Raw genomic sequence first — 22505 nt, forward strand, 5'->3', positions numbered from 1 at the left:
CTTGCTTCGCAAGCTTAATTAACGATAAAAATACGAAAATTGCAGTTGCCCATCTAACTCTTTGATCCGCTGTTTAGCCTTATAAAATTCTTGGCAGTAATATTCTCTTTTTTTAGGGTCGATAGAGGTGTCGGGGTTTTTCCATAAATCCAAAAAGCGGCGGGCGATGTTTTCACACATTACCCGTTCCATACAAGCGGCAGCTGATTTAATCAATTCAGGAGAAAGAATATCTTGCTGTGTATTCTCGTCGAGATGAAACAGTGGAGATACCTGAGCCAAATCGTCAGGAAATTCAATCAACAAGTTTTGTAGGGAAGATATCAGTTCTGGCGCTTCTATTCTAGATGCCTCAGAATGCCTTTGTATATCTAAAATTTTTAGCCATAAAAATCGGTAGTGGGGAAGGCTAAAGAACAAATCTCGTTCTTCTAACACATCAATAACTGCCTGCCGATATTCGGGGCAATGGACGTAAAAGCGCAGGAGTAAAGCTTCTGATCGTTCTAAAAGACTGCGTTCCGAAGAACCCGGTACAGATGACTGTTGGAGTTTATTATTGCTACCAGTACGGCGCGGCTGGAAACGTTTATTCTGATTAGGCTTGGTTTGCTTGAGAAGATTGTTAATTAGCAGCGGCACCTGTAGGGAATTATCTTGATTGAGGAGTTCTTCCCAGTGACGAACAACTTTATTGAGAAGATTATCTGATAGCAACCCTACCCGCCGAGAATCCCCCTGACTCAGGATTTCCGCACAGTGATTGATGTAATAAGTAATTTGATCGTCGTTGGTGAGGTTGTTGAGTAACTTCACCAACTCTCCCGTAACTTGCTGAAATTGATCTGCTTGTTTGAGGCTTTTTCCGACTAAGATTTGCTGAATCTGCCAATCAAGCCACAGCGGGGCATTGAGCAGCAGTTCCCGATAGGTTTGAGTGCCGCCTTTGCGGATAAATTCATCAGCATCTTTCCCATCTGGAAGGTTGAGAATTCGGAGATTAACTTGTCCTTGGTAAGCGAGATTGGCAATTTCTCCAATCGCTCGTTGAGTTGCTTTTGTCCCCGCGGCGTCGGCGTCGAAGTTAAAGATAATCTGCTTGGATTCGGTGTACCGCAGCAACAAGCGCACCTGTTCTATGCTGAGGGCGGTGCCAAGAGAAGCGACGACGTTAGAAATGCCTGCTGCATGGAGAGCGATCGCATCAAAATATCCCTCTACCACGACGGCTTGATCCTGCTTGCCAATCGCGTCGCGAGCTTTATCCAACGCAAATAAAGTTTTGCCTTTATGAAATAACTCAGTTTCGGGGGAGTTGAGATACTTGGGTTGCTCATCCCCCAAGGTTCTGCCACCAAAGGCAATGACGCGCCCTTGGCTGTCGTGGATCGGAATCATCAAGCGATCGCGGAATCGATCTACATAACCGCCGCCCGTCTTCCGAGGAACAATCAACCCCGCTTGTTCTACCAACTGCACCGGGTGGTGTTTCTGTTCCACCAAGTAGCGATAGAGGGTTTCCCAACCCGCTGGTGCATAGCCTAGATGAAATTGTTGGATGGTTTCTTCCGAGAGTTGCCGCTTCGAGCGTAAATACTCTAAAGCCACCTCTCCTTGAGCTTGCCGGAGGGCGTGCTGATAAAAGCTTGCAGTCACTGCCAAAATCTCATGCAGCTGCTCTCGCAGCGTAATTTGGCGCTGCAATTCCTGTCGCTGTTCTGGTTCCAGCATCTGCACCGGCACTTGGTAGCGCCGCGCCAAATCCAGCACGACTTCGCCCAGAGAACGCTTAGAATGTTCCTTCAGGAAGGTAATTACATTTCCCCCAGCTTGACAGCCAAAGCAGTAATACATCTGCTTGCTGGAACTGACGCTAAAACTAGGGCTTTTTTCCTCATGAAAAGGGCACAAACCCACAAAATCTTTGCCCTGTTTCCGCAATAGGACGTATTCCGAGATGACATCTACAATGTCAGCCCGTTGCTTTACTTCCTCAATCGTGTCTGGATGCAGCCGGGGAATTTGCACAGCTTAGTTTTTTGTATTGAGAGAACCAATTGTGATTGGTGTTTTTTTCTAAACAAAGACAAAGGGGTCTTCCTAGTAATGTTCTAAGCTGGTACTAAGATAACTCTTGGCACCCATTCATCTTGCTAAAACTGAATCGCTAATCATCATTGTATTGGGATTACACTCAGGGTCGCACGCTACCAAAATTCTCAATCAACCTAGCGATATAGAGGATAAACCGGGCAGTGCTTAACTTTTTTCCTAGACGCCAAAGCGCGATCGCCAAAGCTGCCGCTACATTGGAAGCTTATGGGGTTAAACCAGCAGTACGGCAGCATCTGACGGCATTTTTGCAGGAAAGCGACAGCCGAGAACTCTACCATGCTAACCCCCGCCGAATTGCCGAACGATTGCACTTAAGCGAACGGGAGGCGCTGCGAGTTTTAGTCACTGCTCTGAAAGAAGGCATCCTATCTCTCAACTGGGACATTCAATGTCCCATGTGTCGGGGCATCGACTTCAAGCCGAAAAGTCTGTACGATCTGCGGACAAACCATACCTGCCCACAGTGTCACACTGTCCACGCCACTGATGCTGATGAGCAGGTGCGGATTACGTTTAGTATTGATGAACGATTGCGCCGCTTGGGAAGGGAAGCAGACGATCCGAATTTCCGCGCTAAAGTCGATGCTCAATATGGGGTAGTTTCCGGACACCAGATGCTGACGCTGCAAACTTTCCGCGACTTTTTTCCCCGCGAGACGATTCCGCCTAATGAGAGTTTGACGATTCGGCGGGTAGCAATTTTATTTTCGGATCTGGCTGGTTCGACGGCACTCTACGCAAGGCGAGGAGATTCACGGGCTTATCATCTGGTACGCCGACACTTCGATCTGCTGTTTCAGGTAGTAGATTCCCACAATGGTGTGGTTGTCAAGACCATTGGGGATGCGGTGATGGCAGCATTCACTGCGCCTGCTGATGCAACGAGAAGCGCGATCGCCATGCACCAGCAGATGGAAGCTTTGAATCAACAGTTGCAACTAACAGCAGAAGATCGGCTCATCCTCAAAATTGGCATTGATGTCGGCCCTTGTATTAGTGTCACCCTAAACGAGCGGCTTGACTACTTCGGCACGACGGTGAATACAGCAGCACGGGTGCAGGCGACAAGCCAAGGAAACGACATTGCTTGTACCAAAACTGTACTCATGGACGCAGACGCTGCCAGTGCTGTCAAGGATTGCCCCCGGCTGGGTAACGCGATGAGTCTTAAAGGATTGGATGCACCGATTCTGGTTTATCGGATTGAGTTAATGAAGGCAATTTGCACCAAAGCAAGTGATGTCTGAACTTTTCTCTCTCCGAACTCAAAGGAGTAGCGGGAGCAATTTTTACATTGACGATGTCAATGTATTTTTCTTATTAATTTTATTTTTCTGTTAACTCGCTTTCCGGAAATATTATTATTTTTTTTAGCCTTGCATTCTTCGATAGCCATCTTTTAAAAAAACGGCTAAGATTTATTAGAGCAAAAGCAAAACAACTGATTTTTAACAGTTCCTCACGCTCTGGACGCGAATTTTTTGGACGATGAACATAAAGATTGCGATGCTTACAAATTTTTATACTTTTAGTTGCAAATTGTGATTATTTAACACTGATAGACCCAGTTGATGTAAGATGTGGAACTTGCTAAGAAAGTCTCTGGAAAATCAGCAGCTTTAAACTGAAGATAATCACGGCGTACCCACAACTGAGTAGAAGTCCTCTGGGTTAACTTCCCTGAAGCCAACGGGTGAATCTAAGAAAACTTCCCTTCCTTTACTGAGTCTTCTAAACCTTGATAAATGCGTAATTATCCGGTGGGCAGATAGGTCACTCAGTATGTTATTCAGTTAAGTTTGAAGTAAAAAATTCATAACTCACGACGAAAACCATGAAAGCAGCTAATAGCCGTCAACCTTCCTCCGTTGCCTCCAAAATCCTCAAGTTGGTCGGAGTGATCCTAATTGTGTCCTCACTGGTTGACTATGCGGTTTTTCTAATTCCGCCAAATAGACCTAGTGGCGTGGACGATCCACAGTGGCGGCTGAACTTCCTACAGTGGCAACAGGGCGTGACAGGGCAGCTAATTGACAGAGGGGTGATTCCAATGGTAGGTCTGGCGCTGCTGTTCGCTGGATATTGGATTGACAATAACTCTGGAGTAGCTCGAAAAGGGTGGGAAGATATAGTAAGAATCGGAGCGTTGATACTCTCTGTTATTTTAGGTTTGAGCTTCCTGCTGCCAGTTCCCTTACTGAACATCAATAGCCTGCGTCTGCTGAATCAGGAAGCGGTCGCCCGAATTAACCAAAGAGCCACTCAAGTTGAAACTCAAATCGCCAGCCAGTCAGCCCAAGTTACCGCCTTGCTTGAAGATAGTAAGAAGCTTGCGGAACTAGATCAGGCGCTCAAGAGCGGTCAAGTTCAAGGAGAGCAACAGGCGAGATTGCAAGCACTCAAAGATCAACTACAAAAGTTAAAGCAAGACCCAAAAGCTTTGAACGCCCAAGTCGATGCAGCTAAAACCCAAGTTCGAGGCGGCAAACTAGAAGCCCAAAAACAAGCTCAAGGCGAGTTATTGAAGACGAGTATCCGGAATGGTCTGAGCAGTTTACTCTTAGCGATTGGCTACCTTAGCATTGCGGCACTGGGGTTGACAGGTTCGGGAGGAAGCCGTCGGAAAGCTCAGGCGCGGTAAGAAATCGCGAGTTGTGAGGGGTTAGGGGTTCAGTTGCCGAAAAAGCTGTAGGCTTTCCCCTCGGCGAAGTGGTGGCGAAGCTGCTGCCTGTTGAGTAGGCTAGGATGAAGGCTGCAATTTCTCATCCTTCATCCGGCAAAGAAAGCATCCCCGAACAGACTTCTACTCTTTGAAGTCACAACGCCCCAAGGAACCCAACGCGATTGGGATTTCCCTTTCTGAAGTGCATCTCAAAGCAGGGATTGGTTATTTCCTCTCACGAACGGCATCGCATGTTTTCAATTTACATCCTGACCTATAACGAAGAAATTGATATTGCCGCTTGTATTGAGTCGGCAATGTTATCGGATGATGTGATTGTGGTGGATTCGTACAGTAGCGATCGCACCCTCGAAATCGCCAGTCGCTACGATGTGCGCATTGTGAAGCATCGGTTTGAAAGTCACGGACGACAAAGAACCTGGATGCTTCAAGAAGTCCCCGCCAAACACGAATGGATTTATATCCTCGAAGCTGATGAGCGGATGACAAAAGAGCTGTTTCAGGAATGCCTGGAAGCAATTAAAACGACTGAATATGTCGGCTACTATGCAGCAGAGCGCGTCATGTTCATGGGCAGTTGGATTCGCCGCAGCACCCAGTATCCCCGCTACCAGATGCGTCTGTTAAAACCGGGCAAAGTCTGGTTTAGCGACTACGGTCATACCGAACGGGAAGTTTGCGAAGGAGCTACCAGCTTCTTGAAAGAAACCTATCCCCACTACACCTGTAGTAAGGGATTGAGTCGCTGGATCGACAAGCACAACCGCTATTCTACAGACGAAGCCGTTGAAACCCTGCGTCAGTTAGACAAAGGAAGTGTCAACTGGCGAGAATTATTCTTGGGTCGTTCGGAAGTAGAAAAACGCCGCGCCCTCAAAGATTTGTCTTTAAGGCTGCCCTTGCGTCCGCTCGTGCGCTTCGTATATATGTATTTCTTTCTGGGTGGCTTTCTGGACGGGCGAGGAGGATTTGCCTGGTGTACTTTGCAGGCATTCTATGAATATCTCATCTTACTCAAGGTCTGGGAGCTTAAGCATCTTCCCCAGTCCCCGCTGGATGACCCAAGTCAGCCAATTCCTCCAGACGATACGAATGTGGATGCGACGACAGTCAGTTCCTCTCCTCGATAAAGGTAACGGACTTGTAAATGCTAAAGTGTAAAGTGTGATACTAGATCCCTGGGGAGTTGCAACAATTCTTCACAAGTCTTACAAATAAAGATAGAAAAGAAACAATTCCAGAATCAAACCTACGCTGTTGCGGCAGGTAAGTCATGCATGAAGGATCAGCAATCTTTTAGAGAATGCCCGGTTCCAATTTTGCAGGCGTGTCTTCTGGGGTTGATTGACGAACTTTTTCAGCCAACACTCACCGAGTGAGATTGGTATCCCGATATAAAGAAAGCACCGCCAGTTGTAAGGAGATTGGGCAATCTGTGATCCAACGCTTCAAGCAGGACTTAAAGAATGACCTGATTGCAGGTCTCCTGGTTGTCATTCCTTTGGCTACCACAATCTGGCTGACAATTACAATTGCCAGCTGGGTGATCAACTTTTTGACCCGCATTCCAAAGCAGGTAAATCCCTTCGATGGCCTGCATCCCATCCTGGTGAATGTCCTAAATCTGCTGGTGGGACTGGCAGTTCCATTGCTGTGTATTATGCTGATTGGCTTAATGGCACGCAATATTGCCGGACGGTGGCTTCTAGATTTTGGGGAGCGACTGTTGCAAGCGATTCCATTAGCCGGATCGGTTTATAAAACGCTCAAACAGTTACTAGAAACGATTCTAAGGGATACAAACGGCAAGTTTCGCCGCGTCGTTTTGGTAGAGTATCCTCGTCGAGGAGTCTGGGCGATCGCTTTTGTTACAGGTGTGATGAGCAGCGAAATTCAATGTCAGATGACTCGTCCCATGCTCAGCGTTTTTATTCCAACCACGCCCAACCCAACCACTGGCTGGTATGCGGTTGTCCCGGAAGAAGAAGTGCTGAACCTCTCCATGTCGATTGAAGATGCCTTCAAGGTCGTGGTTTCGGGAGGAATTGTCAGTCCCAATCCCTTACCCTTAGTGCCGGTTCCGACTGGTAGCGATCGCCAACTAGAACCCCTGGTTTCTGAAGGAAGATGGCAGGTTTTACCTACAGAGGAAGATTAAAAAATCACGAGGGAATGAGTAATCGGTAATCGGTAATCGGTAATTGTTAGTAGTTATTAGTCCTTAGTCCTTGGTTCGTTACTACTGGCTAATGACCAATGACGAATGAGCTTTTGACCAACGACCGATTACCGATTACCCATTCCCGATTACCCATTAGAATTTGTCATGCAAAACCGCCAACCCCGCCGAATTGCCCGTGAATTAGCTCTCCTCAGCCTTAGCCAGCTTAGTGGGACTGTAGAACGACTGGCGACCCAGCAAATATCCAGCTTAGTCACTGCTGCCATCCGCGCCCTCAGCTCTGAAGTTCAAGAGACTTTAGAAGTTGCCGCAGCAGAAGTTCAACGCTCCAGCGAGCGCTTGCTCAGTAGCGAAACCCGCGCCTCGGATGTTCAGAGTGCAAAGGCGATGATCAACGAAGCCATTGAGCTAACTCAGGCAGCCATCAACCGTGTGGGAACTGCGCTAGAACTGCCAGAATTTATTCAACTGTCAAACCAGCAGGAAGTTCGCGCCTACGCCTTAGAAATTATTACCAAAGTCAACGCCAAGCGGGAAGAGATCGATCAACAGCTCGACGAAGCAATGGTGAATTGGCAGTTAAACCGCCTGCCTCGGATTGACCGAGATATCTTGCGGGTGGCAGTGGTAGAAATTATGTATATTGGCGTGCCAGACAGAGTTGCCGTCAATGAAGCGATAGAGTTAGCTAAACGGTACAGTGATGAAGAAGGGCATCGGTTTATTCAAGGCGTCCTGCGCCGAGTCACTGACCAGCTTAAGGCTCAATCGCCCACGACGTAGAAAAGTTCTCTATAGTTAGTAGCAGTAATAGCTCCTGAATTGCTGCTGAGTTTTGTAGGTGCAATGGTTTTTAATTGGTTCCGTCGTCAGTTTAGCGATAAAACAAGTGATTCCCAAGTTGAACGGGAAAAAACCGATGTAGAGACGCCAGATATTGCGTCTCTACAACCGGAAGCCGAAACCCAAACGTCAGAATCAACAACAGAGGCTCAGTCACAGCAGGTTGCTGAAGACCTGCTCAGCTACGCTAAGGCAGCCTACAAAAATATTCAGCAAAAACAGCAACAATCCCAGGTGGAAACGGCTCCAGCGGTAACTGAGTCACCCGCCACTTCGGCAGCGGAACCCAGCAAATTAGAGACTGTTGCAGAAACGACAGAAGTAGAAACGGCAGAAGTCAACGTGGAGGCTGAAACGGCTCAATCAGTTGAAGCACCCGCGACAACGACGGTTGAAGCTGAGGCACCGGAAACTTCTGAAACTCCGACACTGGCAGAAGCATCCCCGGTAGAAACAGCCCAAGAAACAGAAGCAGAACCGACTCAAACGCCTGAACCTGTAGTCGAGGCAGAAGCACCGACAACAGATGAGTTTGGGGAGCCAGAAGTCGCGACAGCGATCGCCCAAACCGGGATTGATTTAGAAGCCGCCCCCCCAGAATTAGAGGCAGAGGAACCAGAGGTCAAGACAGCGATCGCCGAAACCGGCGTCGATTTAGAAGCTGTACCCTCAGAGGCATCACCAGAGCCAGCAGCGACTGAATCCCAGACAGATGAGACTGCCACTACCCCGGTGCCTTTCTGGGCACGGGAAGACCGACAGGCGCGGCTAGAACGCCTCAAGGCAACAGCGATAGAGACGCAAGAACCAGAACCTGTCAGGGCACCCGTGCAGCCAGCCGCGGCAACCGTAGAGACTGGATCGATACCCGGGCTTACCTTCGATGAGGGCTTCATGTGGTCAGCGCAAGTGCTGGCAGCTCAAGGGCGTCGGGTGGAGGATGTTTCAATTGAAGAAATTACTTGGCTGAAGCGGCTGCGGCAAGGCTTGGATAAAACTCGTCGCAGCTTGATCAACCGACTGAAGGCAATTGTCGGTCAAGGGCCGTTGAATCAAGACGCGGTGATGGAGATTGAGGCGCTGCTGTTGCAGGCAGATGCTGGCGTTGAGGCGACAGACTCTATCATCAATACGCTCCAAAAGAGGCTGCGAGATGAGGTGTTACCGCCAGAACAAGCGATCGCCTACCTCAAGCAAATCCTGCGCGACTTACTCGACCAACCCATTCAGGAATCCTACAGCCCCACCTTTGTTCCGACAAAAGACACCCTGAATATCTGGCTGATGACTGGGGTGAATGGTGCAGGTAAAACAACCACGATTGGCAAAATTTCCCATTTAGCTCAAAAATCAGGCTATAAGTGCTTAATTGGCGCTGCCGATACCTTCCGGGCTGCTGCGGTAGAACAGGTAAAGATTTGGGGACAACGCAGTGGCGTTGAGGTGATTGCCAACCCAGGGCAGAATACCGATCCGGCTGCTGTTGTGTTTGACGCGATCGCGGCAGCCCAGGCACGGGGTACAGAATTACTCCTCATCGACACCGCAGGGCGTCTCCAGAACAAGAAAAATCTGATGGACGAACTGAGCAAAATCCGCCGTATTGTCGATAAAAAAGCTCCCGACGCCCAAGTAGAAGCCCTCTTGGTGCTTGATGCTACCCTCGGTCAAAATGGCTTACGTCAAGCACAAGTCTTTTCAGAAGCCGCAAAACTCAGCGGCGTCGTCTTGACAAAACTAGATGGAACTGCGAAGGGAGGCGTGGCTCTAGCCGTAGTGCAACAGCTTGGCTTGCCCATCCGCTTCATCGGTGCGGGGGAAGGGATAGAAGATTTACGTCCCTTTTCTAGCTACGAATTTGTAGAAGCCCTGCTGAGTGGCTGATAGTCTGCTAACCTAATTTTTTAGCTTAAAAAACCCGTTTTCTCGAAGAAAACGGGTTTTTGATTTGTTAGCAACTTTGGGCATGAAAACCGACAGCCCCGAATATCCAGATAAACCGCCTTTTACCGACAGCCTAAAGATTCGCGAGTTACCACTTTCGTCTTTGAATTAACACCTGTTGCTCTGGCACACAGTTTTTTTACTTGGACACCATCTAAAATCGCATTAGTAAAATCGGAACCTGTAATGTCCGCATCGTTAAAGCGCGATCGCAACATCATCGCGTCTTCAAACACTGCATCACTTAAATCTGCATTCGTGAAGTCAGCTAAATAGGCGATTCCATTGGTAAAGTCTGCTCCATGTAGATTCGCCTTGGTCAACACTGAACCATTAAACACCACACCCCGTAAATCGGCATTGCTAAAGTTAATATTTTCCAGGTTGGCGTTGGAAAACTCAATTGCTTGTAAGTTTTGACCGGAGAAATCCTTACCCGTAAGTTCCCCTTGACTAGCTGAACGGGAAATGGAAGAAGAGCTAGCGGCGAGTGCTGAAGGGGCAAAACAGATAAGCACGAGTGCCAAAACCAATGCTGTTAGTCGGAGAAAATGCTTCATACTAGATTGATTTTTCACGAGCCGCTTGAAAAACTACAACGATGTTTCGAGAACAGTCAAGTTCGCGACAATTAGATTAATCATGCCATGACTGTCTCAATGCTAGGTGATTGGATATTAGAGTTCCCGATCAGGTATTTTAAATTCGGATTTACTCAGCAAATGGCAGCGTTGCGGTTCAATTTCAAATTTTTGAACAAAAATTTCAGCTGAGGTGGACTCAACTTATGCCATTTTGGATGTTGGATTGACCGAAGCAATCTAGCAGGTATTTTTCGTGGTTAGAAATTATGCAAGTTCAAAGCCCAATGGTTTAAGGAGGTCGCGCCGCCGAAAAAGGAAGGGGATTCATACTTGGTTCATTTCTTTGCTCTGTTTGGGGCTAGCGATCGCGTTCTCCATTTATTCTCCTCAGTTTAGAACCAACTCCCCGCCTTCTGTAGCTTCCACTGAATTGCGGGGCGTTTGGTTGACCAATGTTGCGAGTTCCGTGCTATTTATGCCCTGGGGAGTCAACCGGGCGATGCACCAGTTATCTCAACTACATTTCAATACCGTCTACCCTGTAGTCTGGAATCGGGGACACACTTTTTACCCCAGCACTGTGGCAAGACGGAAGACGGGTCGCCCTCAAGACCAAGGGTTAGAGCTTCTGGGGCTGGGGCGAGATGTCCTCGCTGAGATAATCAAGCAGGGAAATCGACAGCAAATTCGAGTGATTCCTTGGTTTGAGTACGGTTTTATGGCTCCTGCGAGTTCAGAACTGGCGAAGCGCCACCCAGACTGGATCTCACTTCGTCAGGACGGCACCAAGAATATCTTGCCGGAGATTCTGGAACAGGGCTTGCGCGACCCGGCAAAGCCAAATGTTCAGCCTTCTTCTCGAAAAGTAGAACAATTTATCCGCAACCAGTTTGCCAGAAAAGTCGTATGGCTTAACCCCCTGCATCCAGAAGTGCAGCAGTTTATCCTAAATCTGATGGTTGAAGTCGTCACTGAGTATGATGTAGCTGGCATTCAGATGGACGATCACTTTGGTTTGCCGGTTGAGTTTGGCTACGACCCTTTTACAGTCGAGCTTTATCGGCAAGAACACCAGGGTAAAAGCCCTCCCACCAACCCCAAAGATGCTGAGTGGATGAGCTGGAGAGCAAACAAGATTACTGATTTTATGCAGCGCCTCTTTCAGTCTATTAAATCTGTCAAACCTGGCTGCTTGGTGTCTTTGTCTCCTAACCCCTACTCTTTTGCCTACAGATTCTATCTTCAAGATTGGCAGACTTGGGTACAACGGGGTTTGGTGGAGGAGTTGGTAGTGCAAGTGTATCGAGATGACCTAAAAAGTTTTTTGGCTGAATTGTCGCAACCCTCTGTGCAGATGGCGCGTCGTCAGATTCCAGTGGGTGTCGGGATCTTATCGGGCTTAGTGAGTCGTCCGGTTGACATGAAGCAGATTCAGCAGCAAGTTCAGGCGGTGCGCGATCGCGGTTTTAGTGGGGTATCCTTCTTCTACTGGGAAAGCTTGTGGGGTTATATGTCTCCAGAGCCACCAAAGCGACGCCGAGAGGCATTCCGGGCACTTTTTCCTGCCAGCGCTACACGACCCCAGGTTTTGCCATCCGGTAATCGGTAAAGGGTAATCGGTGATGAACCATGAGCAATTAGCAATGTGACCAATGACCAATGACCAATCGCCAATTACCAATTACTACATTTTCTGGTTCCAGTGGGTATTTGTCACCCTCGTGGGATTTTTAGTCAGTTTGTTGTGGATCGAGGTGGGTGAAAGACCCGATATTGGCGTTGTAGAGGGTGCAATCGGCGGGGTTGCGGTTGGTTTGGCACAAGGGTTAGTTCTCAGACAGCGAGTTGAGGTGAGTAAAGCGATGCCAAAAGCGATCGCGGGTTGGTGGGTACTCACTAGCGTACTGAGTTGGGGCTTCATTGGCGGCAGTGGTATCGGAGCCATCGGCTGGGTGGCACCCAAAACCTTACTATTTGAAGCCAGGATAATCTTTGGAATCCTAAATGGGGCACTGGCAGGCGCTTTGCTGGGACTGCTGCAAGGGCTTGTCCTGTTTGAGCAGGCGCAAAAAGCTTGGATATGGATCTTGGTCAGTTCTGTCAGCTGGGCGATGGGGCTAGGAATGGGTTGGGCTGTTGGCGGACTATTGCGCGAAGCGACGCGCTTATTCGTTAGTGAGGTAGTCGGTTTAGCCGTGGCATGGCTTGTTGTCGCTGCCATTACAGGCGTTGCCCTAATTGGCTTGCTGCGCTTTAAACCTGGCTGAGTTTTCTAGAATCTGTATCCGTAGATTAAATAATTAAAAGCGGTTAACTTAACTTTTTTTGCTTTCTTTCGTTTCTCAAAAGTGCCTACTAAATGTTGGTAATCTAATACTAGGAAGAAAGTAGTTTTTATCAGCAACTACAGCAGGTTGCGACGTAATGAAGTACAACCTGCTGTGAATTTTCAACCTACACACGCGCTCTTTCAACTGGCACAGGCAATAATTTTGGCTCTCCTGAATTGAAACGTCAGTGTTGAGACACTTTTATAACAATTCAATTGAGTATAGGGTGTAAGATTGGCAATGCCAGCCCTACTCATAAAGCTGTGAGGTTTTCTCATGCTGGCGATCGCTCTTACTTTGGTAGTCCAAACCTAACTCTAGCCGAGGTTGTTGCTGGAAGTGTAATACCCTGGTTGCCGAGAGGGGGCGTATCCTTGAGTGACTATCCAAAGCTGAGTGCTTGGTGCGATCGCCTAATCGCACGAGAGACGTGGCAAGCGACTGAGGCTACACCAGAGCTAATGGAAGCGTTCAAGTCTCGCATGGCAGAGCGAATGGCACAGTAGAATGCAGTTTGAAAATTAAGGTAAACTGTTCAAAATCATCTCCTGCGATCGCCAAAAAGACAGAATGCGTGTTCTATTCATTTAAAGCTGGGGTTCCCAGAAACTCTCGCACTACCTTCAGGTAAGCTTCCGGTGCCTCTAGCATGGGGAAGTGAGCGGTATCGGGAATCTCAACATACTCGACTTTCTCACTTAATCCTGCTGCTTGTCGCCCCATTGCTGCGGGAATGATAATGTCGTATTCGCCAGCAACTAAAAGTGTTGGAATGGTAAGCTTGACGAACTCATTAGGCATCACTTCAGAAGCTTTTTCGCTAACTGAGGTAATCATGGTGCCTACAGCAGCTTGGTAATCTGCCATGAGAAAATCGTCTAAGAAAGCACGACTGATAGCACTAGGTAGGGGGCGATGTAAGAATCGCGCCATAAACATTCGGTCAACAAACGGAAGTTGATACAGCCAACGGGGACGGAATTTGACGACGTAACCGCCAAATTTATGAAAGGCTTTAAATGATTTTTCGTCGTATTCAAAAACGCCGCTACAGGTTAAGATTGCCTTGAATACTCGTTCTGGGTAGCTGTTTAGAAAAAAGACGCCGACAGATGCGCCCATAGAATGAGCATTGATGTATACGCGCTCCAGTTCTAAGGCATCTAATAAGCCTGCTAGGTCATCTGCGTATTCTTCCATTTCGTAAGTAAACTCTTCCGCTGTCGCAGGTTCGTCTGCTAGTGGAGACGAAATTTCTTCTGCTAAGGCGCTACCGTTCCCCACAGGCGAAAGTTTACGCGATCGCCCGAATCCTCGCATATCGTACAGCAAACAGTCAAACGTATCTGAAAGGCCTTTTGCAGGACTTTCCCAGTATCGAGAAGATCCCCCCCAGCCGTGTACGAAGACCATCACCGGCTTATTTTTACCTTCCTCGCTGGGTGTCTTAATCCACTCGTAATAATGGGCGATGCCGCGAACTTGAATATGAGCCATGTTGAAATTTTTGAGTTTTGAGTGATGCTTATTATGTAAAAAACCCGTCTTCGAGAAAGAAAACGGGTTTCTATATTATTTTCAGCTTTTTTGTCCCTAGGGCGAATACAAGCTTTAGGCAGATTCGGGCTTTGGCATCGAGGAGGGATGTACGATGAGTTCGGCAGTCGATCGCTTCTCGACCATCTCCCGCGTAATCATGCAGCGAGTCACATCCTTGCGGGACGGCAACTCATACATCACATCCAGCATCAGTTCTTCAACAATGCCGCGCAGTGCCCGTGCGCCTGTTTTCCGCCGATACGCTTCTTGGGCGATCGCTCGCAGCGCATCCGGCTTAAACTCCAGTTGCACGTTATCCATCTTCAGCAGCTTCTGATACTGCTTCGCCAAAGCATTCCGAGGCTCTGTCAGAATTGCCATCAGCGCCTCTTCATCCAGTGGATCGACGACCGCCACCACAGGCACCCGACCGATAAACTCTGGGATCATCCCAAACTTCACCAAGTCGTCCGGCTCCAGGTTCCGCACAATATCTGCTGTCCGCTTTTCTCGCGGTTGCCCTTCCCCACCTTGGACAAAGCCTATTGACTTTTTCCCCGTTCTCTGCTCTACTACTTTTTCCAGCCCAACAAAAGCACCACCACAAATAAACATGATGTTGCTGGTGTCAATCTGGATGCAGTCCTGGTAGGGATGCTTGCGTCCACCCTGCGGCGGCACATTCGCAATCGTCCCTTCCAACATCTTCAGCAAAGCTTGCTGAACGCCCTCACCGGAAACATCCCGCGTAATTGAGGGGTTCTCGCTCTTTCGGGCAATCTTATCAATTTCATCTATGTAAATAATCCCCCGCTGGGCTTCCTCAACGTCGAGGTCTGCCACCTGTAGCAGTCGCAGTAGGATATTTTCTACATCTTCCCCCACATACCCCGCTTCTGTAAGCGTGGTAGCATCCGCTACTGCAAAGGGCACATCCAGAATACTCGCCAGCGTTTGCGCCAGCAGAGTTTTCCCGCATCCCGTCGGGCCAATCAGAAGAATGTTAGATTTTTGCAGCTCTACTTGATCTTCCTGCCCACCTTTGCCACTGCCTTTAGACTGGATAAAACTCAAGCGCTTGTAATGGTTGTACACCGCTACAGAAAGCACTTTTTTGGCTTCATCCTGACCAATGACGTGTTCATCGAGATACTTTTTCAGTTCTCTCGGTTTGGGAATTTGACTTAAAGAAATATTCCCCGAACGGGTTCGACGCTTCTGGGGAGGTTCGGCGCGAGGTACTGGTTGGGGTGCGGGTGCCCCAGAGTCCAGCAACTCCTCATCTAAAATTTCATTACATAGGTCAACGCATTCATCACAGATGTAGACTCCCGGCCCTGCAATTAACTTGCGTACCTGTTCTTGAGACTTGCCGCAAAATGAGCATTTTAGATGGGAGTCGTACTTAGACATACTTGCCTCTTACCTGAGTGAAGTAACAGTTGCTTCCGAGTGGGGAAGGTTCTGTCTGGAGATGACCTGATCGATCAAACCGTAATCTTTTGCTTCAGCAGATGACATGAAGAAGTCGCGTTCGGTATCTGCCGAAATTTTATCAAACGGCTGACCAGTATTTTGAGCTAGTAGCTCGTTCAGCTTTTGCTTATGATAGAGAATTTCTCTTGCTTGAATTTCTATATCAACCGCTTGTCCCTGAGCGCCTCCCAGGGGCTGGTGAATCATAATCCTGGAACTGGGCAAAGCCATACGCTTACCCTGCGCTCCACCTGCTAGCAAAAACGCACCCATACTGGCTGCTAAACCATAGCATATGGTAGCAACATCAGGGCGTATTTGTTGCATCGTGTCATAGATCGCCATCCCAGCTGTCACTGAGCCACCGGGGGAGTTGATGTATAGCTGAATATCTTTTTCTGGATCTTCGGCGTCTAAAAAGAGCATCTGAGCCACAATCGAGTCAGCCACATTATCATCAACCGGCGTCCCCAAGAAAATGATGCGCTCTCGCAACAGCCGCGAGTAGATATCAAACGCCCGTTCCCCCATTCCGGACTGTTCCACCACCATAGGGACGACGTTGCTGGGGAGTTGCGAGTAAATATTACTCTTCCTCAGGTTTGTGATTTCGTAATTCCGGGACAGAGATAAATCCATAACGAGCGAAACTTATATTTAAACGCTGCACTATCAGGTGAACTGGCGAGTGGCTTGTCACCACATACTTCCGTTATATCCGAATCCGCTGTATTTGACCATTCAGGACTGCGTGTGCAGATGTTGGGGCAATTTAAAAATTGCCCCGACACAAGGTTTATTCAACCTCAGACACCTCAGCTTCTAGTACGGATTCAGTAGCGGTTGCTTCTACTTCCGAATCTTCCGCTTGTGCCGCTTCTATTGCTTCTGGAGTGTTTGTTTCAGCCTGTTCCTCCGTCTCCTCAGGTGCGAGAGAGCCTTGGGGAACCAGTTCAATCGTGGCGTGTTCTTCCAGCCACTTAATCGCTTTTTCTTTGAGCAAATCGCCTTCGACAATGGTACGCAACCGTTCTAGGTCGATCTCTTGATCGGGGAACTGCTGGAGTAGCTCATTGACTCTGTCTGTCACCTCCTGCGGTTCGGTTTTGAGGGATTCGCGCTGAGCAATCTCCTCAAGTGCCAGAGTTTGTTTGATCCGCTCGATGGCTTCCGGACGCGATCGCACGCCCATTTGTTTTACCATGTCGGGAGTAAACACTTTCTTGACATCCATCCCCATCTGCCCCATCTGGATGATGGTTTGACGAAGCATGGTTTCAACTTCCCGCTGAATCAGGGTTTCCGGCAGGTCAATTTCAACTCTTTTCAAAAGTTCCTTGACAAGTGCTTGCTCTTTATTGGCTGACATTTCTTGATCGGCCTTCTCTCGGAATTTCTTCTCTAAGTCAGCTTGCAATTCAGCCAGGGTTTCAAACTCGCTGACTTCTTGGGCAAAGTCATCATCCACCGCCGGTAACTCTTTTTCCTTGAGGTCTTTGAGCGTGATGGTAAACATCGCTGTGCGACCGGCTAAATCTTGGCGATAATCTTCCGGAAACTTTACTTCTACTTCTTTGCTGTCTCCGGGATTCATTCCCACAATCCCATCGATAAATTCCCTCAAGAACCGCCCTTCTAACAGCTCTATTTGAGCGTCTTCTGCCTGACCCCCACTAATTTCTTCCTGTGCTTCATCTTCTTGTTCGCTGACAAAGCGGCTGGTATAATCGACTACCGCCACATCTCCCATCTGTGCCGGACGACCTGCCACTGGAATTAACGTAGCTTGCTCGACGCGACGCTCTTCTAAAAACTTCTCTATCGCACTGGAGTCATAGGGGACTTCTTCGGCTGTGATAGAGAGGTTGTTGTAATCGCTTAGCTGCACCTGCGGTTGGACATCTACCGCAGCTAAGAAAGTGATAGGTTCTCCAGGTTTAAACTGGCTGACTAATTCCTCGAAGTCAGAACGCAGCTCATAGTTACCAAGCGCCTCAATTGCTTCTTGCTTGAGAGCCTGCTGGAGACCATCTTGAATCAGTTCTTCCAAAGCAGTTGCTTTAATTCGGGTCGTTCCCAGTTGCTGTAGCAGGATCTGGCGAGGCACCTTTCCTTTGCGAAACCCAGGAATATTGGCTGAGCGTGCGAGCTTTTGAATCACCTGCTCGTAGGCATTTTTTGACATATCGGCTGGAATTTCAATTTCCAAGCCAATCTTGCTGGCGGGAAGCTTTTCCTGGGTAACTTTCATCAGTTAACTTCTCTCAAAACTCAGAGCGACAAGGTTGATAACAATTCGAGAGGGCGGGTATTGCAGACGTTTTCGGATGGTCGGTTCAAGCCAAATGGATACAATTTCTGTCTCAACCCCGTGATATCCTAGTTTTGCAACAGTTGGAGCTTTGGTAAATAAAACCTTACCTATCCCTCTCGTTGACATATTTGATGATAGTACATTGACTAAGCCATCGCTCTGTTGCGAATTCAATTTAGCTTGTTCGGGACTGGAAACTTCGACAAAGTCGGTGCTAAGCTGTGTAAAATTTCTTTAGAGATATTCGTTATATAACAAGCAACAGTCAATAAAAAGCGTCTTCCCGTACAAGCTCAAATTTCACGAAAAAAAATATTTAACTGTTTTGGCTCACTCTCATTAAAGCTTTTGACACCTACTATGTATTCAAGAGGAGGAACCATCTTTGTCTGATTCCTATCGCGTTGCCATTCTGGGAGCAACGGGTGCGGTGGGTACGGAGTTGCTAGAACTCCTAGAATCCCGTAACTTTCCGGTTGCTGAGTTGAAACTCTTGGCTTCTCCCCGTTCCGCCGGTCGAACTTTGCAATTTTTAGGCGAAGATTTGCCTGTAGAGGCAGTGGGCGATCGCTCGTTTGATAATGTGGATGTCGTGCTAGCTTCTGCCGGTGGGTCTACTTCTAAAGCTTGGGCAGCGAAAGCAGTAGACGCTGGGGCAGTGGTGATTGATAACTCCAGCGCCTTTCGACTCGATCCTGGGGTGCCTCTCGTGGTTCCAGAGGTAAATCCAGAAGCAGCAGCAACTCATCAAGGAATCATTGCCAATCCCAACTGCACGACGATTTTGTTGGCAGTGGCGGTTTGGCCCCTGCATCAAGTGCAGCCAGTCAAACGCATTGTTGCCGCTACGTACCAATCGGCAAGCGGTGCGGGGGCGAGGGCAATGGAAGAAGTAAAAACCCACACTTCAGCAATTTTACGGGGAGAAGACCCGAAACCAGGCATTTTTCCCTACACCTTAGCGTTTAATTTGTTTCCCCATAATTCCCCGATGACCGATCTGGGTTATTGTGAGGAAGAGCTGAAAATGCTTAACGAGACGCGCAAGATTTTCGGTGCGCCCGATCTGCGAGTGACAGCAACCTGCGTGCGGGTTCCCGTACTCCGCGCCCATTCAGAAGCGATTAACCTAGAATTTGAACAACCCTTCCCGGTAGCAAAGGCAAAGGAAGTGTTAGCGAATGCTCCTGGCGTTAAGTTGGTCGAAAACTGGCAGACCAATTATTTCCCGATGCCCATTGAAGCCAGCGGTCGGGATGAAGTGTTAGTGGGTCGGATTCGGCAAGATATTTCTCATCCTTGTGGGTTAGAACTGTGGCTGAGTGGAGACCAAATTCGCAAGGGAGCGGCTCTTAATGCCATCCAGATTGCCGAATTATTGGTAGAACGGCATCTACTGAAACCAACAACCCCAGCTTTTTCTAAATAGTTTTTTAAGCGATTTACAACAGTAGGGGGCACAGTCGTTGTATACCCCTACCAACAAACAACCCATCACAAAACTAATCACGAAAACAGGGAGGAGTTCAAAGAGTGTGGTAAATTTTGGGCGCGTTCTCACCGCAATGGTGACGCCGTTTAAAGAAGATGGCAGTGTGAATTACGCTGTTGCAGAGCAACTGGCGGCTCATTTGGCTCAAAATGGCAGCGATGCCTTAGTAGTATGCGGCACGACGGGGGAATCTCCGACGCTAACTTGGGATGAGGAATACGAGTTATTTCAGGTAGTGCAGCGGGCGGTAGCTGGCAAAGCGAAGGTAATCGCAGGTACGGGGTCAAATTCAACCAAAGAAGCGATCGCAGCCACCGAAAAAGCCGCTAAACTAGGATTAGATGGATCTTTACAAGTTGTTCCCTACTACAACAAGCCCCCGCAAGAAGGGTTGTATCAGCACTTCCTCCGCGTCGCCCAATCCTGCCCAGACCTGCCCCTGATCCTCTACAACATACCCGGTCGCACCGGACAGAATCTCCAGCCAGAAACCGTGACTCGTTTAGCAGAGATTCCGAATATTGTGGCAATCAAGGAGGCCAGTGGCAACTTAGACCAAGCGAGTCAAATTCGACGCACCACCCCCGCAGAGTTTCAGATATACGCTGGGGATGATTCCCTGACGCTGCCTTTATTAGCCATTGGGGCTGCTGGAGTTATTAGCGTTGCCAGCCATCTGGTAGGGACTCAGCTCCAACAGATGATCCAAGCCTTTGAAAACGGTCAACCTCAGGTAGCAACCGAGATTCACCTGAAACTTTTTCCCTTATTTAAAGTTTTGTTTTGTTCAACCAATCCTATTCCGGTCAAGGCGGCTCTACAACTGCAAGGTTGGGATGTAGGTGCCACTCGTCCACCCCTGTGCCATCTCTCAGAGTCAGATAGGCAAATGGTAGAGGCTGTAATGACTCAGGTGGCTTTGATGTAAGGCGACGGTTTTTTGAAAAACTGAATACGTCCACAAAGGCAAGAGTAGAAAGGCAAACGGCAAAAAAAGACAAAGTAAAAAGACCAAAGACAGAACCTTCTCTTTTTACTTGGGGCTTTTTACGTGCCAAAGCTGCCCTATCTTATGCAAATTTTCAACGATTTTGTATTGATTGACATTGATTGACTTAATAGAAGGAAACAAATGACTAAGAACGAAGTATCTGCACCCATCCTGAATAAGAACGAATCATCCGCACCCATCCTAAATAAGAACGAATCATCCGCACCCGCCCTGAAAGTGATTCCCCTGGGCGGTCTGCATGAAATTGGAAAGAATACTTGTGTTTTTGAATACAACGACGAAATTGTTCTATTAGATGCTGGATTGGCTTTCCCTAGCGATTCCATGCACGGCGTCAATATCGTCCTGCCCGATATGACTTATCTGCGAGAAAATCGCCACAAGATTAAGGGCATGATCGTCACCCACGGTCATGAAGACCACATTGGGGGAATTGCATATCACCTCAAACAATTTGATATTCCAGTCATCTATGGTCCCCGCCTTGCAATGGCGTTGCTAGAAGGCAAGTTAGAAGAAGCGGGCGTTTTAAACCGCACCACGCTCAAACGGGTAGGGCCCCGCGACATGGTGCGAATAGGCGCTTCCTTCTTCGTCGAATTTATCCGCAACACTCACTCCATCGCGGATAGCTTCACCGTCGCTATCCATACTCCAGCTGGCGTCGTCATCCATACGGGTGACTTTAAGATTGACCACACACCCGTAGATGGCGAGTTTTTTGATTTACAGAGGCTGGCTGAATACGGCGAAAAAGGCGTTTTATGCCTGATTAGCGACTCTACAAACTCGGAAGTACCAGGGTTCACCCCTTCTGAGCGCTCAGTTTATCCCAATCTTGAGCGCTTTATCAGTCAAGCAAAGGGACGGGTGCTATTGACGACTTTCGCTTCGTCCGTCCACCGGATCAATATGGTTTTGGAAATCGCCCAAAAACACGGACGGGTGGTATCCGTTGTGGGTCGTTCGATGCTGAATGTGATTGCCCAAGCACGCAATTTGGGTTATATCAAGTGTTCGGACAATCTCTTCCAACCTTTGCAGTCGATTCATCAGCTGCCTGAAGACAAAGTGCTCGTTCTAACTACAGGTTCGCAGGGGGAGCCAATGTCAGCAATGACGCGGATTGCCAACGGCGAACACCGACAAATTAAAGTCCGTAAGGGTGATACGGTGATCTTCTCGGCAAACCCGATTCCGGGAAATACCGTTGCAGTGGTTAACACCATTGATAAGCTGATGATGCAAGGTGCGAATGTCATCTATGGTCGTGATAAGGGGATTCACGTTTCCGGTCACGGCTGTCAGGAAGACCAAAAGCTGATGATTGCTTTGACTCGTCCGAAATTCTTCTTGCCAGTTCACGGCGAGCATCGGATGTTGATTCAGCACTCCAAGACTGCCCAGAGCATGAGCATCCCTGCGGAAAATATGGTGATTATTGACAATGGGGATGTCGTGGAGGTGTCGGAAGATGGCATCCGCGTCAAAGGTAAAGTTCCTTCTGGCATTGAGCTGGTAGATAATTCTGGCGTAGTGAAAGCCAATGTGCTGAAGGAACGGCAGCAGTTGGCTGAGGATGGAATTGTCACGATTGCAGCAGCAGTGAACTGGGAAGGCAAACTGAGTGCTAAGCCGGAAGTTCACCTGCGCGGTGTTGTGACATCAATGGAACGCGATCGCCTACAGGGAATTGTCCGCGAAACCCTAGAATCTCTTTTGAGCGATCGCTGGTCAGAATTCGCCCGCACCTTGGATGATGAACTTTTAGAAGTTGACTGGATAGGGCTGCAAACTCAAATGGAGTCTGCCCTCCAGCGATTGATCCGCCGCGAATTCCAGTCTTCTCGCCCGTTGCTCGTCTTCTTACTGCAAACTCCGGAAGAAGAGCCACCTGCGAAGGCTGCCGGAAGACGCCGCCGCCGTTCGACTGCGAAGGTCGCATCCTAATCAGGCAGATAGGGAGCTTGAGGATCGTTAATGTAGGGCGA

The 22505-nt window shown here is 48.4% G+C and carries 18 protein-coding genes; 12 read left to right on the forward strand and 6 right to left on the reverse strand.

What is annotated here, in order from left to right; all coding sequences use genetic code 11:
* Positions 1-18 precede the first annotated feature (18 nt).
* Entirely contained in the window at positions 19-2028 is a 2010-nt protein-coding gene (dnaG, locus tag NC997_RS17740) for a DNA primase (RefSeq protein ID WP_190528154.1), read from the reverse strand.
* 227 nt (positions 2029-2255) lie between these two features.
* On the opposite strand from dnaG, the gene NC997_RS17745 reads away from it, so the two are divergent.
* The 6 genes from NC997_RS17745 to ftsY all read left to right on the forward strand — a co-directional run bounded on the left by NC997_RS17745 (position 2256) and on the right by ftsY (position 9707).
* The gene (locus tag NC997_RS17745; protein ID WP_190528157.1) at positions 2256-3362 is read left to right on the forward strand and encodes an adenylate/guanylate cyclase domain-containing protein; all 1107 of its coding nucleotides are present in this window, start codon (positions 2256-2258) and stop codon (positions 3360-3362) included.
* A gap of 587 nt (positions 3363-3949) precedes the next feature.
* The gene (locus tag NC997_RS17750) at positions 3950-4756 is read left to right on the forward strand and encodes an HpsJ family protein (protein ID WP_206753364.1); all 807 of its coding nucleotides are present in this window, start codon (positions 3950-3952) and stop codon (positions 4754-4756) included.
* A 272-nt stretch (positions 4757-5028) separates the two neighbouring features.
* Complete coding sequence (locus tag NC997_RS17755; protein WP_190528159.1) at positions 5029-5928, forward strand: glycosyltransferase family 2 protein; 900 nt, start codon at positions 5029-5031, stop codon at positions 5926-5928.
* Positions 5929-6233: 305 nt separating this feature from the next.
* The gene (locus NC997_RS17760; protein ID WP_190414695.1) at positions 6234-6956 is read left to right on the forward strand and encodes a DUF502 domain-containing protein; all 723 of its coding nucleotides are present in this window, start codon (positions 6234-6236) and stop codon (positions 6954-6956) included.
* A 168-nt stretch (positions 6957-7124) separates the two neighbouring features.
* Positions 7125-7763 carry a transcription antitermination factor NusB gene (gene nusB, locus NC997_RS17765; RefSeq protein WP_190434112.1) on the forward strand — a complete coding sequence of 213 codons (639 nt, stop codon included), beginning with the start codon at positions 7125-7127 and terminating at the stop codon, positions 7761-7763.
* Positions 7764-7826: 63 nt separating this feature from the next.
* Positions 7827-9707: a signal recognition particle-docking protein FtsY gene (ftsY, locus tag NC997_RS17770; protein WP_190528161.1), complete on the forward strand. Its 1881-nt coding sequence runs from the start codon at positions 7827-7829 to the stop codon at positions 9705-9707.
* 122 nt (positions 9708-9829) lie between these two features.
* Here ftsY and NC997_RS17775 read toward each other — a convergent pair whose 3' ends face one another.
* The gene (locus NC997_RS17775; RefSeq protein ID WP_190528218.1) at positions 9830-10327 is read right to left on the reverse strand and encodes a pentapeptide repeat-containing protein; all 498 of its coding nucleotides are present in this window, start codon (positions 10325-10327) and stop codon (positions 9830-9832) included.
* A 367-nt stretch (positions 10328-10694) separates the two neighbouring features.
* On the opposite strand from NC997_RS17775, the gene NC997_RS17780 reads away from it, so the two are divergent.
* From NC997_RS17780 to NC997_RS17790, 3 genes are all read left to right on the forward strand, one after another.
* Entirely contained in the window at positions 10695-11960 is a 1266-nt protein-coding gene (locus tag NC997_RS17780) for a glycoside hydrolase family 10 protein (protein WP_199306224.1), read from the forward strand.
* A 43-nt stretch (positions 11961-12003) separates the two neighbouring features.
* Entirely contained in the window at positions 12004-12618 is a 615-nt protein-coding gene (locus tag NC997_RS17785) for a hypothetical protein (protein ID WP_190414670.1), read from the forward strand.
* A 326-nt stretch (positions 12619-12944) separates the two neighbouring features.
* Complete coding sequence (locus NC997_RS17790; protein WP_339380768.1) at positions 12945-13187, forward strand: glutathione binding-like protein; 243 nt, start codon at positions 12945-12947, stop codon at positions 13185-13187.
* Positions 13188-13260: 73 nt separating this feature from the next.
* Here NC997_RS17790 and NC997_RS17795 read toward each other — a convergent pair whose 3' ends face one another.
* From NC997_RS17795 to tig, 4 genes are all read right to left on the reverse strand, one after another.
* Complete coding sequence (locus NC997_RS17795) at positions 13261-14178, reverse strand: alpha/beta hydrolase (RefSeq protein ID WP_190528163.1); 918 nt, start codon at positions 14176-14178, stop codon at positions 13261-13263.
* 114 nt (positions 14179-14292) lie between these two features.
* Complete coding sequence (gene clpX, locus NC997_RS17800) at positions 14293-15633, reverse strand: ATP-dependent protease ATP-binding subunit ClpX (RefSeq protein WP_190414672.1); 1341 nt, start codon at positions 15631-15633, stop codon at positions 14293-14295.
* A 9-nt stretch (positions 15634-15642) separates the two neighbouring features.
* The gene (gene clpP / locus NC997_RS17805; protein WP_190528165.1) at positions 15643-16335 is read right to left on the reverse strand and encodes an ATP-dependent Clp endopeptidase proteolytic subunit ClpP; all 693 of its coding nucleotides are present in this window, start codon (positions 16333-16335) and stop codon (positions 15643-15645) included.
* Positions 16336-16492: 157 nt separating this feature from the next.
* Complete coding sequence (tig, locus tag NC997_RS17810; RefSeq protein WP_190414674.1) at positions 16493-17947, reverse strand: trigger factor; 1455 nt, start codon at positions 17945-17947, stop codon at positions 16493-16495.
* Positions 17948-18395: 448 nt separating this feature from the next.
* Between tig and NC997_RS17815 the strand changes: the two genes are divergently transcribed.
* The 3 genes from NC997_RS17815 to NC997_RS17825 all read left to right on the forward strand — a co-directional run bounded on the left by NC997_RS17815 (position 18396) and on the right by NC997_RS17825 (position 22464).
* Positions 18396-19439 carry an aspartate-semialdehyde dehydrogenase gene (locus NC997_RS17815; protein WP_190528167.1) on the forward strand — a complete coding sequence of 348 codons (1044 nt, stop codon included), beginning with the start codon at positions 18396-18398 and terminating at the stop codon, positions 19437-19439.
* Positions 19440-19545: 106 nt separating this feature from the next.
* Positions 19546-20430, forward strand: coding sequence for a 4-hydroxy-tetrahydrodipicolinate synthase (dapA, locus tag NC997_RS17820; RefSeq protein WP_190528170.1), 885 nt, complete (start codon positions 19546-19548; stop codon positions 20428-20430).
* A gap of 204 nt (positions 20431-20634) precedes the next feature.
* Positions 20635-22464 carry a ribonuclease J gene (locus tag NC997_RS17825; protein WP_190429051.1) on the forward strand — a complete coding sequence of 610 codons (1830 nt, stop codon included), beginning with the start codon at positions 20635-20637 and terminating at the stop codon, positions 22462-22464.
* The last annotated feature ends 41 nt before the right edge of the window (positions 22465-22505 follow it).

This window comes from Trichocoleus sp. DQ-A2 (assembly GCF_039961915.1).
Classification (GTDB): Bacteria; Cyanobacteriota; Cyanobacteriia; order Cyanobacteriales; family FACHB-T130; genus FACHB-T130.

What these genes read in the sequence shown, in the direction of transcription:
- NC997_RS17750 (WP_206753364.1), top strand. Translation starts at nt 3,950, where the DNA reads ATGAAAGCAGCTAATAGCCGTCAACCTTCCTCCGTTGCCTCCAAAATC.
- NC997_RS17755 (WP_190528159.1), top strand. Translation starts at nt 5,029, where the DNA reads ATGTTTTCAATTTACATCCTGACCTATAACGAAGAAATTGATATTGCC.
- nusB (WP_190434112.1), top strand. Translation starts at nt 7,125, where the DNA reads ATGCAAAACCGCCAACCCCGCCGAATTGCCCGTGAATTAGCTCTCCTC.
- ftsY (WP_190528161.1), top strand. Translation starts at nt 7,827, where the DNA reads ATGGTTTTTAATTGGTTCCGTCGTCAGTTTAGCGATAAAACAAGTGAT.
- NC997_RS17775 (WP_190528218.1), bottom strand. Translation starts at nt 10,327, where the DNA reads ATGAAGCATTTTCTCCGACTAACAGCATTGGTTTTGGCACTCGTGCTT.
- NC997_RS17785 (WP_190414670.1), top strand. Translation starts at nt 12,004, where the DNA reads ATGACCAATGACCAATCGCCAATTACCAATTACTACATTTTCTGGTTC.
- NC997_RS17795 (WP_190528163.1), bottom strand. Translation starts at nt 14,178, where the DNA reads ATGGCTCATATTCAAGTTCGCGGCATCGCCCATTATTACGAGTGGATT.
- clpX (WP_190414672.1), bottom strand. Translation starts at nt 15,633, where the DNA reads ATGTCTAAGTACGACTCCCATCTAAAATGCTCATTTTGCGGCAAGTCT.
- clpP (WP_190528165.1), bottom strand. Translation starts at nt 16,335, where the DNA reads ATGGATTTATCTCTGTCCCGGAATTACGAAATCACAAACCTGAGGAAG.
- tig (WP_190414674.1), bottom strand. Translation starts at nt 17,947, where the DNA reads ATGAAAGTTACCCAGGAAAAGCTTCCCGCCAGCAAGATTGGCTTGGAA.
- NC997_RS17825 (WP_190429051.1), top strand. Translation starts at nt 20,635, where the DNA reads ATGACTAAGAACGAAGTATCTGCACCCATCCTGAATAAGAACGAATCA.